The 13646-nt window shown below is 35.3% G+C and carries 14 protein-coding genes; 9 read left to right on the top strand and 5 right to left on the bottom strand.

The genetic code is table 11. From position 1 onward, the window contains the following. The first annotated feature begins 4 nt into the window (after window positions 1-4). The 3 genes from ACM9HF_RS19185 to ACM9HF_RS19175 all read left to right on the top strand — a co-directional run bounded on the left by ACM9HF_RS19185 (window position 5) and on the right by ACM9HF_RS19175 (window position 3105). Complete coding sequence (locus ACM9HF_RS19185) at window positions 5-331, top strand: hypothetical protein (RefSeq protein WP_473613151.1); 327 nt, start codon at window positions 5-7, stop codon at window positions 329-331. A 46-nt stretch (window positions 332-377) separates the two neighbouring features. Continuing rightward, window positions 378-2063, top strand: coding sequence for a flagellar assembly protein A (locus ACM9HF_RS19180; protein ID WP_473613150.1), 1686 nt, complete (start codon window positions 378-380; stop codon window positions 2061-2063). A 208-nt stretch (window positions 2064-2271) separates the two neighbouring features. Then, on the top strand, window positions 2272-3105 hold the full coding sequence (locus tag ACM9HF_RS19175) for a DUF2884 family protein (RefSeq protein ID WP_473613149.1): 834 nt from the start codon (window positions 2272-2274) through the stop codon (window positions 3103-3105). Here the strand turns inward: ACM9HF_RS19175 and ACM9HF_RS19170 are convergent. Then, window positions 3091-3435 (bottom strand): HopJ type III effector protein, encoded by a 345-nt coding sequence (locus ACM9HF_RS19170; protein WP_473613148.1) that lies wholly within the window; start codon window positions 3433-3435, stop codon window positions 3091-3093. The genes ACM9HF_RS19175 and ACM9HF_RS19170 overlap by 15 nt on opposite strands. 73 nt (window positions 3436-3508) lie before the next feature. After that, the gene (locus ACM9HF_RS19165; RefSeq protein ID WP_473613147.1) at window positions 3509-4351 is read right to left on the bottom strand and encodes an HDOD domain-containing protein; all 843 of its coding nucleotides are present in this window, start codon (window positions 4349-4351) and stop codon (window positions 3509-3511) included. Between the two features lie 386 nt (window positions 4352-4737). Between ACM9HF_RS19165 and ACM9HF_RS19160 the strand changes: the two genes are divergently transcribed. From ACM9HF_RS19160 to ACM9HF_RS19145, 4 genes are all read left to right on the top strand, one after another. Then, on the top strand, window positions 4738-6243 hold the full coding sequence (locus ACM9HF_RS19160; protein WP_473613146.1) for a dipeptidase: 1506 nt from the start codon (window positions 4738-4740) through the stop codon (window positions 6241-6243). Window positions 6244-6756: 513 nt separating this feature from the next. Then, complete coding sequence (locus ACM9HF_RS19155) at window positions 6757-7482, top strand: SDR family NAD(P)-dependent oxidoreductase (RefSeq protein ID WP_473613145.1); 726 nt, start codon at window positions 6757-6759, stop codon at window positions 7480-7482. 38 nt (window positions 7483-7520) lie between these two features. Further along, window positions 7521-8411, top strand: coding sequence for an amidohydrolase family protein (locus ACM9HF_RS19150; protein WP_473613144.1), 891 nt, complete (start codon window positions 7521-7523; stop codon window positions 8409-8411). A 96-nt stretch (window positions 8412-8507) separates the two neighbouring features. Continuing rightward, window positions 8508-8966, top strand: a complete 459-nt coding sequence (locus ACM9HF_RS19145; RefSeq protein WP_076418222.1) for an Lrp/AsnC family transcriptional regulator — start codon at window positions 8508-8510, stop codon at window positions 8964-8966. A 38-nt stretch (window positions 8967-9004) separates the two neighbouring features. Here ACM9HF_RS19145 and ACM9HF_RS19140 read toward each other — a convergent pair whose 3' ends face one another. Continuing rightward, window positions 9005-10180 carry a mandelate racemase/muconate lactonizing enzyme family protein gene (locus tag ACM9HF_RS19140; protein ID WP_076418223.1) on the bottom strand — a complete coding sequence of 392 codons (1176 nt, stop codon included), beginning with the start codon at window positions 10178-10180 and terminating at the stop codon, window positions 9005-9007. Between the two features lie 64 nt (window positions 10181-10244). Continuing rightward, entirely contained in the window at window positions 10245-11015 is a 771-nt protein-coding gene (locus tag ACM9HF_RS19135; RefSeq protein ID WP_473613143.1) for a class II aldolase/adducin family protein, read from the bottom strand. A gap of 133 nt (window positions 11016-11148) precedes the next feature. On the opposite strand from ACM9HF_RS19135, the gene ACM9HF_RS19130 reads away from it, so the two are divergent. Then, complete coding sequence (locus ACM9HF_RS19130) at window positions 11149-11943, top strand: NRDE family protein (protein ID WP_473613142.1); 795 nt, start codon at window positions 11149-11151, stop codon at window positions 11941-11943. Between the two features lie 29 nt (window positions 11944-11972). On the opposite strand, the gene ACM9HF_RS19125 is transcribed toward ACM9HF_RS19130, so the two are convergent. After that, window positions 11973-12146, bottom strand: a complete 174-nt coding sequence (locus ACM9HF_RS19125; protein WP_473613141.1) for a hypothetical protein — start codon at window positions 12144-12146, stop codon at window positions 11973-11975. Between the two features lie 136 nt (window positions 12147-12282). On the opposite strand from ACM9HF_RS19125, the gene ACM9HF_RS19120 reads away from it, so the two are divergent. Further along, entirely contained in the window at window positions 12283-13509 is a 1227-nt protein-coding gene (locus tag ACM9HF_RS19120) for a threonine/serine exporter family protein (protein ID WP_473613140.1), read from the top strand. Window positions 13510-13646: the final 137 nt, after the last annotated feature.

The following is a 13646-nucleotide window of genomic DNA, read 5'->3' as shown; positions in this document are numbered from 1 at the left end:
TATTTTGATTGAGAAAAACTTTATTACCAGTGGAAGAAATACCATTATCCACAAAAACAGAAAATTTGATCTATTGATAATAAATGGAGATCATCCTGTTGTTATTATTAGTAATAGAGGGATAGGTGAATACAACGGGGAAGTTCCTCGTAAAAGATCTGAAGCTAAAAAAGTCTATCAAGAAGTTATAGATATAAGTTCATCCGAATGTTTTGGTGAAGAAAAAACACTACTATTTATTCAAGCTTTAGATAATAAAGAATACAAAATTGATTACTCAAAAATTAAAACACCAGCATTTATTAAAATCCATCAAGAAAACTATATATAAAGAAGTTAGAAAAATAGCTAACTACTGAACATGGAGATTGTAGTACGTGACTCAGGTAAACTTTGTTGAAAATAAAAAGAACAATATCGACTTGGTTTTACAGCCGATTAAAAATAGTACCATTATTAATGAGCAAACTATTTTTGAATTAATTGAAAAGTCTGAATACAAAGCCTTGCAAGTAAATAGCAGTAACATAAAAAATGCTATTGCTGAACTTAATAGTATATTAAAACCTCTTCAGCAAGATAAAACGGGAAGAGAAATACGCTATCAGGTTTTGGAACGAAAAGACGCTTCAATTGAAATCAAAATAGATGATGATGATATGACGGCATTTGCAGAGATCACTACTGCATTGGGCGGAAAAAACCTCTCTCCTACAGATATTCTGACAGCTGCACAAGCGGCTGGAATAAAAAAAGGTTTTGTTAAAGAAGGTCTCGTAAATTTAGCCCAGCAGTCACTTAATGAAAAAGAAGGTATGCTAATTAAAGGGATCATCGCTTTAGGTAAACCTCCTATCAATGGAAAAAACGCACGCATAAAACAGCTTGTACAATGCGCTCAAGATCGCATATTGCGCCCCAAAGAGCGTGATGACGGTAGCGTTGATATGAGAGATTTAGGTGATATTATTTGTGTTCGCATTGGTGAACCACTCGCCCAAGTAATCCCCCTTACTACTGGTATAAAAGGTTATACCGTTACAGGCATCATCCTAGAACCTAACCCCGGTGAAGATATTAAAATGAAAGCGGGTGAAGGTACGGTTATAAGCCCTAAAAATAAAAATGTTCTCGTTTCAACTTTAATTGGCTTACCTCGTTCTATAGAAAATGGCATGGAAATAGATGAAGTATACAAGCTTAAAAATGTTGATGTAACTACGGGGCATATAAAATTTGAAGGCAGTGTTATTATTGATGGGGATGTTTGCGAAGGCATGAAAGTGTTCGCCAAAGGTGATATTACCATAGGCGGTTTTGTAGAATCAGCTCAATTGGAAGCCGGTGGCGATATTACCATTGTCGGTGGCATTATAGGCAAAAAACAAGAAGTTGAAGATCTTTCTACTACTGATATTACCATGAGCGTTAATATTAAAGCGGAAGGCAATGTTTATGCTAAATACTGCCAATACTCAGACATTACTTGTAACATTCTTAGAATAGAAAACCAATTAATGCATAGTATCATTCATGTTAACGACAAACTATGGGTGGGTTCAGAAGACAAAGCTAACGGAAAACTCATTGCAGGTTATATTAACGCTATAAATTCAGTACATGCTGGTACAGTAGGCGCTACCGCCGGCAGCTCAACAACAATCACGTTTGATCGAAAAATAAGAGACTTTAAAAATAAATTAAATGAGATTGACGAACGCTTAAAGATTGAAACAGATAAAACTCAAGGGCTAAAAGTAGCAACAAATAAACTCAAAGCTCTACCTAAAGATAAAGCCAACCCCGAAATGCTTAAGAAAGTCGTTTCAACTTATCAATTTCATGCTGGAATAATGGGTGAAATTTTAATTGAAAAAGAGAATGTAGAAGCAGAAATGCAAACTTACATGACTGCAGTTTATATAGAAGCTACCGAACGTATTTATCATGGTGTTCAAATGAATGTTGGTGACTTTAACGATAAAACTAAACGCGAATATGGTCCAAGTAAAATGGTTTATTTTGAAAGAAAAGTCCATATAGAGCCTATCGTTCATAGTTAATTAACCTGAACTATGAATAATTCTTTTTAATTTACTGATTTATAGATAAAAGATAATAAATAGATACTATCCAAATAACAGGTTAACTGTTTCCTAATGTTGAAATTATTTACGTTTTTATAAGCGAATACTGTCTATAAGCTCATAAAAATAACGACATTAGGTTATTTAGTATTATCTCCTCAGATTTAAATATAGGAATTTCATTTTGAAACGCTATGCATTACCCGTATTACTTACAGGACTTATATCACAATCAGTATATGCAGAGTGTAATGTAAGCTTTAAATATGGCGTAGTCATAGATCCTATTCATGTTCGTTTACGACAAGAAAACCAAACCTATATTCAAATAACACGTGATCAACAGTTATTTGTTTCAGGTCGAGAAACAATACTAACAAATAAGCAAAAAGAGTTACTAAAAAGATATTCAAGAAGTTTACGCGAACAGATCCCACAAATTATATCTATAGCGATTGAAGGAGTAGATGTAGGGTTAGAAGCCGTTAATAAAGCAATAGGTGGATTATCTAGTAAAGATAGTGAATCACACAGGTTATTCCAAAAACGTTTTAATGATATGCAATGGAATTTAAGAAATAGATTTAATCATAGTGATGAAAGCTATTATGTTGCACCTCAAAGCTTTAACGATTTTGATGAAATTTTTTCAGGTCAATTTGAAAAGGAAATAGAACACGTAGTTACCCAATCATTAGGTAGTATTTTAATGGCGGTTGGTGATGCTATAGTAGAGCGCACAGGAAAAGAACAAGACAGAAAAAAAGATAATAAAAATATTATTATTAATAATGAAATGACAAGTTTAGAAAAAGAGTTAATGTCTGAATTAAGTACACAAACGCATGCTTTAGATCAGAAAGCAAGAGTGTTTTGTAGTAACTTAAGGCAATTAGACTTACTAGAAGAAGAACTAAGATCAAATATACCAAGCTTGCATCTACTTGATCTTATAGGTAAAGAGTTAATTATTGAACCTAAAAACAGTTTAATACCACATCAATCAGACTTTAAGTAAAGCTTCTCCAGAAAATACAACACCTTCCCAACCTGAAATCATAAAGTTACGAATATTTCCATGATCATTACCTTCAGGGTGTTTTAAAACATCTTCACGATAATATTTACCAAAACACGCTAATGTTTGCTCTTTAGAAAGCTTATGTAATTTAGCAAAAGCAAATATTTTACATGAACCTTCATTTGTTCCAGCGTCATTTACTACACTCCCATTAGAGAAAGTACTTGGAGTATATTGGTAATTTTCTGCAATTGTATTGATAACCTCATCAAAAGAAACTTGTTCTGGTGCTTCAGACAATTGAGTTAATAATGTTGATAATGTCATAGTCTACCTAATCAGTCGTTTATAAAATAAAAACATTTTACCTTAAAAACGACTTAAAAAGCGTTCAGATTAACTATTTTTTTAATGCGAGGGCTGACATGATAGCTAAGCCTTCCGCATTACAAAAATTCAAAGCTTCGTCGACATCTGCCATAGATAACTCAAATTCTTCAAGCAATGAAGGCATAACAAAATTTTGTTTAGAATACATGCCAGGATGGGAATTAATTAACGCTAACCGACTACAAATATGCAATAACTTAGCAGCCGATGTTGCATCGCTTTGTGTCTTCATATTGTGATAATGCTTAATAGGTTCGATCAATGATTCAGGTAACTGCCATAGGTTAAGCAATTCAACCGAGCAATCTGAGTAAGTAAAACCAAAAACGTCCATTTGTAATTGCCATGGTGTTTCTTCTTTATTATATTTTTGACAGAATTCAACTTGCTTTGGTGAATTCTGAACAACAACTAACTCACCTATGTTATGCATTAAACCAGACAAAAAAAGTCCATCAACATCTTTTAATCTTAATTTTTGAGCTAAAAATTTACAAAGTAACGCGCAGTCAACACTAACCTCCCAAAATCTATCCATATCAACAACAGTAGCTTCAATGTTGCTACATGCGTTAGTCACACCATATAAATTTACTAAATTATGAACTTCCTTTATACCTAAAACCATTATGGCGCGAGCAATAGAATCTATTTCCCGTGGAAAACTAAATAAAGCACTGTTGGCTAATTTCAATAAAGTAGAAGATAAAGAAGGATCCAAAACAATAACTTCAGCAATATCACTTAACGACGACTTTTCATCATCCATTATTTCTTTTAACTTTAAATAAATATCAGGTAAAACAAATAAATCTTCAGCCTGCCGAGCATATTCTTGTGGTGTAAGTACCATATTACCTTCCCTTTGATTCCACTTAAAACAATAAAAAACAACTTAAAGATTAAATCTAAAGTGCAGAGACGTTTAAATAATTAAGATGCGGTTCTTTTAAATTTAGCATTAATTTATAACAATTACCTAAATATGATTTTACTCTTTGTAAACATAATATTAAGAAAAAAACAAACAACTAATATCACACATTTTATGTAAATTACTATTCATTATTTCCATTAAAAAAATAAATCAAAAGGTATTAAACGATTAAAAAGCTACGCTGGTCGGTTTTTTAGTGGCTTAATTTACAAAATTAAATACTATAGAAGCATCTATTCATTATTTCTCTGAAAATAGATAATGAATCCAGCTATCAGCAATTAAAATATAAAGGACACCCCGTGATTAAAAAACTGAGTTTATTAACACTGCTAACTCCATTCATACTTACCGCTTCAGCTTACGCAAATGAAGTAAGTTCGTTAGCAGATAAAACGGCAACATATGCTGTAAATACCTATAAAACAGAGATGGTAAAGAGCCTAGCTCAGCTGGTAAAACATAATACTGTTGTAGTTGAAGGCGTCCCCTCACCTGAAAACCCTGTTCACATAGCCTTTAAACAAGAACTAAAAAAGCAAGCTACTGAACTTGGGCTTGATTTTAAAGATGACGGTTTCGTAGTTATTATCGGCCTAGGTGATGCAAAAGAACGATTAGGTATAATTACTCATGGCGATGTGCAACCAGCAAACCCAAGCAAGTGGAAACAGTCTCCTTACACGATAGACTTAACATCCAAGCCAGGGCTTATCATTGGTCGTGGAACGGAAGACGACAAAGGTCCAATATCTACCGCGTTATACGCCATGAAAGCGATTAAAGATAAAAACATTCAACTCAACAAACGTATAGAGCTTTATATATACATGGCTGAAGAATCTGACTGGGCACCATTAGAAGAATATATTAAAACCCATGATTTACCTGAAACCAATATTACTATTGATGCTGAATACCCTGCCGTTATAGCAGAAAAAGGTTATGGAACAATTAGTCTAACATTTCCTAATAAAAGCATTAACACTCAACAAGCTTACTTAAAGTCGTTTACTGGTGGTTTTTTTGGTAGCCAAATTCCTGAAGACGCCGTTGTTGTTATTGAAAACGCTGACGTAAAACTACTGCAAAAATTAATGAATAAAGCAAAAGCCTATAAGAACATAGGGTTTAGTTTTGATCTAACGGAACAAACATTAACGATAAGTGCTTTAGGTAAATCAGCACATTCTTCAAAACCTGAAGACGGTGTAAATGCAATCACTTACCTTGCCGATTTAATTTCATTTAAACGCTGGCCAACCAATACAAGCGGCGCATTGGTTAACTTTATTAACGATAATATTGGCACAGGTTTATACGGTAAAAAATTTGGCGACATCGCATTTAGCGACGAATTTATGGGGCCACTGACCGTATCTCCAACGGTATTAAAACAGCTAGACAATGGCATGCAGCTAAATATTAATATTCGTCGCCCACGTGGAAAAGAAACTACAGTGCTTAAAGAGCAAATTACTCAAGCGATAACTCAGTGGTCAAACAGTAATGAATATGTACTTACCGATGTAAGCACCACAGTAAAAGAACCTTGGGTTCAGCAAGATGCGCCTCAGCTAGAAACATTATTGACAATTTTTTCACACTACACAGGCATTAAAAACGCTAAGCCAATATCAATTGGTGGTGGTACTAATTCAAGAATGTTCCCAAGAGCAATAAGTTTTGGTCCGTCTATGCCGAATACTGAATACTCAGGACATACTGAAAGTGAATTTATTACTATGGATCAGTTTATGTTGAATTTAAAAATGTACACCGCTGCATTTATTGAACTCGCTAAATAAATTCAAAAACACCTCATACCAAGCCAAGTATTTAACCCGTTATCATTCAAGATGCAGGTTTCAGGGGGAACTAAAAACAATTTAGGCACAGATTTCATGTTCCAGACGAAATCTAAGGTCTACATCCATGTATGCAAGGTATTAAGTTGACGTCAAGGTTATTCTCGGTAACTGCTCCTGCGTTACCCTAATGTCCTACATCCGTGTAGGAACCTGACTAAAGTTAATAACGAAGCATAAATTGTTTTTAGACCCATCGAAGAAGCGCTTGAGCAAAATCACTTCATCAACAACGCTTTTTATAAGGGAACAACCATTATTGTAAAGCATTGCCTTGAATTGATATCGCTCAAGCACTCTGAAATAGCCTCTTGATTGGTAACGGGTATATAAAAATATTTGGCTTTTTTATTCCGTAATACAAAATAACAATCCACATTGAAACAATAGAAGTTCTAAGCTAATAACGTTAATATTCCCCTTAAGTTTTTATTTTCTTAAAAAGATACTCCCATGAAAAAAACATGCATTGTCACTGGCGGTAGTTCAGGCATTGGCTTAAGTATTATTCAGCTTTTTTTAGCTAACAATTACCAAGTATTTAACTTAGATATTAAAGCCTCAACATTTGGCACATTTAAATCATGCGATATCACCAATGTGCAAGAAGTCGCACAAGTCATCAAAAGCATTAGCGATGAATATACAATCGATGTTCTGGTATCAAATGCAGGAATACATTTTTCAGGCACCATTGAAGATACAACGGAAGCTGACTTTGAACGTGTTTTTAATATTAATGTTAAGGGTGCGTATGCTGCGATAAAAGCCGTATTGCCATCAATGAAATCAAACAACCAAGGCTCTATTATTATCATGGCGTCTGATCAAGCATTAATCGCTAAACGTAATTCCTTTGCCTACAACTTAAGTAAGGCGGCATTAGCCTCACTAGCAAAAACAACCGCTTTAGATTACGCAAGCTACAACATACGTTCAAACGCAGTTTGTCCTGGCACTATTGAAACCCCTCTTTACCACCAAGCCATAGATAAATATTGCGAACGCTCAGGCGAAGATAAAGCTAAAATCCATCAAGAAGAAGCTAGCTTGCAACCTTTAGGTCGATTAGGCCAACCAGAAGAAGTGGCTGAGCTCGTGTTATTTTTAGCCTCAGATAAATCAAGGTTTATTACTGGTAGCTTACAAGTAATAGACGGCGGCTATACAGCACAATAATACCGTTATTTTAAATACACTTTACATCAGGCTTTAACATGCAATTTATTGATCCTCATATTCATTTGTTTGATTTAACACTTGGTCAATACCAGTGGCTAAAACCTGAAAACCCACCTTTTTGGCCAGATAAACATATAATTAACCAAAATTTTTCAGAAGCTGACATGAATTTATTCGGCGATTTAAATGGCCCTGAACTCTCTGGTTTTGTACATATTGAAGCTGGGTTTGATAACCAAGCACCTTGGCGAGAAATACAGTGGCTAGAGTTAAACTGTAAAAGAGCATTTAAATCGGTGGCCTGTGTCGATTTAACGTTATCGCCAAACAGTTTTTTAAAGCAACTACAAACACTCTTAAATTACAAAAGTGTTGTCGGTTGCCGCCATATTTTAGATGACACGGCAGTCGATATTTTAAATCATCCTAATACACCAACTAACTTAAAAACTTTAGCGGAACATCAACTCAGCTTCGATCTACAAATGCCCTTATCTGCTCTCAACGCTATTGATAAGTTAACTCAGCTGTTAAAAAAATTACCTGAGCTAACAATTATTATTAACCATGCAGGCTTTCCACCTTACTTCACTAAAACACCAAAAATACTGAATAGCTCTGAGGAATATAACAACTGGCTAACTGGATTAAAGACGTTGGCACAATTTAAACAGTGCGCAATAAAGTGCTCTGGCTGGGAAATGTTAAACAGAAACTATAATACGCAATGGTGCGATTTAGTGATTGAGCAATGTGTGGCTACATTTGGTATAAACCGTGTGATGCTAAGCAGCAACTTTCCTCTTTGTTTATTCAGTAAAAGCTACCAAGCGCTGTGGCAATACCAAACTCAGCTTTCAAAATATAATCCACAAGAATTAGCCAAACTCTGTTTAGAAAACACCAAGCATTGGTATAAGCTTTAATTCCGCCTTGATAAAGCTAAGTTATTTTTTCTTGTAAAAATTAAAAAATTAGAACAAAATTCTTTATACTTATAGATATAAAACATAGAGTTCCTCATGGATAAGTTTGATAAGAAAATCCTTCAATTACTACAACAAGATTGTACTCCCGCAGTAAGCGAAATAGCCAAACAAGTTGGCCTGTCAACAACACCGTGTTGGAGACGTATTCAAGCATTAGAAAAATCAGGCGTAATAAAGGGCCGTGTAGCCATAGCCGATCCAGAAAAGCTCAATGTAGGGTTAACGGTTTTTGTTACTATTAAAACTAATCAACATAATCCTCAATGGCTAAATGATTTTAGAAAAGTCGCTAACGACTTTAAAGAAATTGTAGAGTTTTATCGAATGAGTGGTGAGGTAGACTATTTATTGCGTGTTGTTGTACCAGATATGAAGGCTTACGATACCTTTTACAGAAAGCTAATAACACGTGCTAATTTTTCTGATATTAGTTCAAGCTTCGCAATGGAAGAGATTAAGTACACCACAGCTTTACCTGTTGAATATACTTAATCTGACTGACTTTTAATTAACATCGACTTAATTTACGTTTACTTAACCACAACATGTGGCGAGCGTTTTACTATTTCGTCATTTAATTCAATGCCAATACCCGGTGTTTCAGATACTTTAAAAATACCATTTTTAGGTTGAGGATCTTGAATACATAATTCACGGTTCCAAGACTTAGTCGCATACGTATGATGCTCATGAATTAAAAAGTTAGGAATTGCGGTTTCTAAGTGTAAAGACGCTGCCGTAGCAACTGGCCCACCACACACATGTGCTTGAATACGAATATCGTAAACATCGGCGTAATCACATACTTTTTTCGCTTCAGTAAAACCGCCACATAAACCTACATCAGGCTGTAACACATCAATACTTTGATCTTCAAAATAAGGACGTACATCCCAACGATGATATAAACGTTCACCGCCCGCAATAGGCACTTTTACGTTGTCAGCCACTTTTTTATGTACCGCTGAATTTAAGTAATTGACTGGCTCTTCGTACATCATACAGCCAACTTCTTCGATCACTTCGCCCATTTGAATAGCTGAAGCTGCGCCCATGAGTGAATGAGATTCAAAAATAATATCTACATCTGGGCCAACAGCATCGCGAATAGCACGTAAGCGATTACCAAATAAACGCATTTGCGGTTTAGTAAACAGTTTAGTGCGATCGAATGACGACTCGCCATTTGCATCATACACAATAGGATCAACTTTTACGGCATCGTAACCTTCCGCTACCGCTTTTAAAGCTGCTTCAGCGTACTGCTGCGGCTCTATTAATTTAGTAATGGTGGTATCCCAATCAAACTGTAATTGGCTAGCATAGGTACGTAATTCATCGTTAACTTTACCCCCTAGCAACTGATAAACAGGCACACCTAACGCTTTACCTTTTATATCCCAAAGGGCTGTATCTATAGCACTCATAGCAGAATATAAAACAGGGCCACCACCTAATCCCCAAAAACTTTCACGTAACATACGCGACCATAGTTTTTCAGTTTGAAATGGGTCGTAACCAATCAAAACGGCTTCAACTATTTCTTTAATCATAGCCGCTGCTGCGCTGTGTCCCCAATCGTAAGCTAAACCCGCTTCACCTACACCCGTTATCCCCTCATCGGTATGAATACGAATAAAAACAGGATTCCAAGGTGGACGTTCAGGACAATGTATATCGAATATTTCTACGTGAGTTACTTTCATCTGTTTCTCTATATAAAAAGGGGAATAAATAAAATTATAATATCTGTTAATCGGTACGTTAAGCTTATTGAGCAAAACTGGGATCGTGTTTATACACCCGTCTTAACATAGCAGGCCAAGCTTTTTGTCCACCCGTTAATCCCGTATGCACAATATTAGCTTGGGCCTTAATACCATCAATAATGCTTTGATCTACATAATTAGGTTTCATGCCCATAGACATTATTTGCACTTGAATTTCGCAAGCGCGAGCTAAGTCGTACATATGCATAAAGGCATCACCTATAGTTTTACCTAGTGTTAATGCACCATGATTTTTCAGTAGCATAAAGTTTTTATCTGCTAAATTGTTTTGCAGTTTAATTTTTTCAGCAGAGTTAACAGCTAAGCCTTCGTAATCATGATAGCTCATTGAAGCAAGAGCAAACATTGAATACTGACTTAACGGTAATAAGCCTTCCTCTACACTAGCAACGGCAATAGTTGCATTAGTATGAAGATGTAAAACGCACATATCGTCATGTCGAACAGCATGTATCGCACTATGAATAGTAAAGCCGGCAGGGTTTATTTCGAAAGGACAATCAGCATCAACAATATTGCCGTCTATATCAATTTTTACAAGGTTCGATGCCGTTACTTCGTCAAACGCCACACCAAACGCATTAATTAAGTAATAATCTGTATCAGGAATACGCGCTGAAATATGCGTGTAAATTAAATCGTCCCAGCCATGCAAAGTCACTAAACGATAACAAGCAGCTAAATCAACTCGAGTATTCCACTCACTTTCAGAGACTTTATTTTTTAAATTTATATTGGGTAATTCAAACATAAACACCTTGTTTCATCTCGTTCACTTTAATACTATGAAGTTTAAAGCATAGCGCTAAGGTTTTAAACTTATCTAACCTGAATATCCCGATTAAGGTTATATTTTTCACACATAACGTAGTATTAAATTAATCATGTGCATTTTATTTATCGCTTTAAAGCAACATCCTAAATATCCCGTTATTATCTGTGCAAACAGAGATGAATTTCACCAAAGACCAACACAAAATTTACACGTATGGCCTGAAAATTCGATATTAGCAGGGAAAGACTTACAAGCAGGCGGAACTTGGTTAGGGTTAACCCAGTCTGAGCATTTTTCAGCACTCACTAATTTCAGACAACCTCATTTAATTGATAACACCAAAACGTCACGTGGTAATTTAGTACTTAAAGCATTATCTGAAGAAAACATCGCATCTAAAAATGAAAATATTCGAACACACCTTGTCAATCATAGTCATATTTACAATGGCTTTAATTTAATATACGGAAATTTAGATAAACTCTACTGCTTTGACAGCGTACATAAAAAAGAACACGTAATGAATAATGGTGTATACAGCATTTGTAATGGCGCACTTACAGACAGTTGGCCAAAAATGACTCGCGGACAGCAAAAACTAAAGGCATTAATTACAAATGAAAAACATGAAAATGAACTTGATGGTGATTTATTATTAGCCCTAATGAACGACACGGTTCAAGCACCACTTAAAGATTTACCTAAAACAGGATTACCCACAGAACGAGAAGCCCTGCTAAGTTCTATCTTTATTACTTCACCTGACTACGGCACACGCTCAACGATTATAATTACCAAAGACCTCAACAATAATGTTGAAATCACAGAATGCACTTATCTACCCTCTGGCGATAAAGCAAGTTATCAACAATTTTCATTAAAAACATTGTTTACCCCAAGTTGAGGTTACTTAATGCTAAATCCCCATCAGCTTTAAAACATTTCTTTAATAACTAAAGAAATAATCAATATAAAACACGCTACAGCTGCAATTTTAGACAACTTAGATTGTTGCTCCTGCTCCATTGGCTTACCAAAACGCTCCCCCAAAATCACCATCAAAGCAACCGCAGCAAAAATAATTAACAAAATAACCAGAAGCACCATAAATTAATCCTTATCAAGCTAAGTTTTAGATTCAATACATTTTACAGAAATACACGAATATTAAATAAAATATTCAGAACAATTTATTATTCAAATTAGTATAATATACCTTACTAAAATATTAGGAATACCATTCATGGATCACGGTTTAGACTTCGAAGAAAAAAGACGCTTTATTATCAAGTTAGGCAAAGCGCTTCATAAATTTGGTACTCCGGCTTATCGTCTTGAAGCGCATTTACATAATGTTTCTATTTTTCTGGGTTTAGATTCGTGCTTTTTAATAACACCTACTTCTCTTACTTTTGTTTTATCAGAAACAGATGACGAACAAGAATACGCTCATGTAATACGTGTAAGCCCTGGTGAGCTAGACTTAGGCTCGTTAGCAAGAACAGATGAATTAGTTGATGAATTAAGCTCTGGACAACGAACTTTGTCAGAGTCTATTGAACGTTTAGACGAAATAGAAAAGAAACCCACACCATACGGACGCTTTTTAACATTTTTAGCCTTTGGTGGCTCAAGTGGTGCATTTGCTATGCTAATGCATACAAGTTGGAATGATGTTTTTTGGTCGGCTCTTTTAGGCTTAGTCGTGTACTTATTCGTACTATGGGGAGAGTTTTCTCGACGAGTAACCGACATGCTGGAACCTATTTCAGCTCTTACTGTGGCAATACTTGCTTCAGCTATAACCTTGATAGATCCAAGCTTAAATACTTCTTTAGTTATTCTATCGAGTATTATTGCCTTTATTCCTGGTTTAGCTTTAACTCTTGGCTTATCCGAGCTTGCCGCCAGAAATTTAATATCCGGTACTGCTAGAATAATGGATGCATTAATGTCGCTATTCAAACTGTATTTTGGTGGTTTCTTAGGTTTAGCGATAGGACGATTAATGTGGGGAGAAGTAGAAATGATCCAATCGACATTGATTCCGTCTTGGACTCCTTGGTTAGCGGTAACCGCACTATCAGCTAGTTTAGTTGTGCTATTTAAAGCACGTTTAAAAGATGCGCCTTGGGGCATTCTATCTGGTTACATAGCTTATGCTGCTAGTGTTTGGGCTGCACTCTATTTAGGTGGTCCGCTAAGTGCTTTTGTGGGAGCTTTTGCTTTAGGCTTATACAGTAATTTATTTTCAAGAATTACCAACCTACCTTCAAGCGTTGTAAAACTACTCGGCCTTGTTCTTTTAGTACCTGGAAGTAAAGTATATATTGGCTTAAATACCGCAGTTTCAGGACAAAACATGTTGAACTCAAATGATTTAGGATCACAAACCTTCCTTATTTTTATGTCATTAGTTGCTGGGCTAATATTCTCAAACGTGGCATTCCCTGCTCGTAAAATTCTTTAATTTAAAAGTCTATAATATAAAATAACTTTTTATCCATCTGAATAACTTACTCTCTTTGAGAAAAAATGAGTAAGTTATTTTCTAATGAATGAATAAATAACTCAGCTCGTTTTTATCACCAATGGTCGTATCGCGTT

The sequence above is a fragment of the Colwellia sp. RE-S-Sl-9 genome (genome assembly GCF_048296855.1).
In the GTDB taxonomy this organism is placed as follows: Bacteria; Pseudomonadota; Gammaproteobacteria; order Enterobacterales; family Alteromonadaceae; genus Pseudocolwellia.
This window is presented reverse-complemented; position numbering and strand designations above follow the sequence as displayed.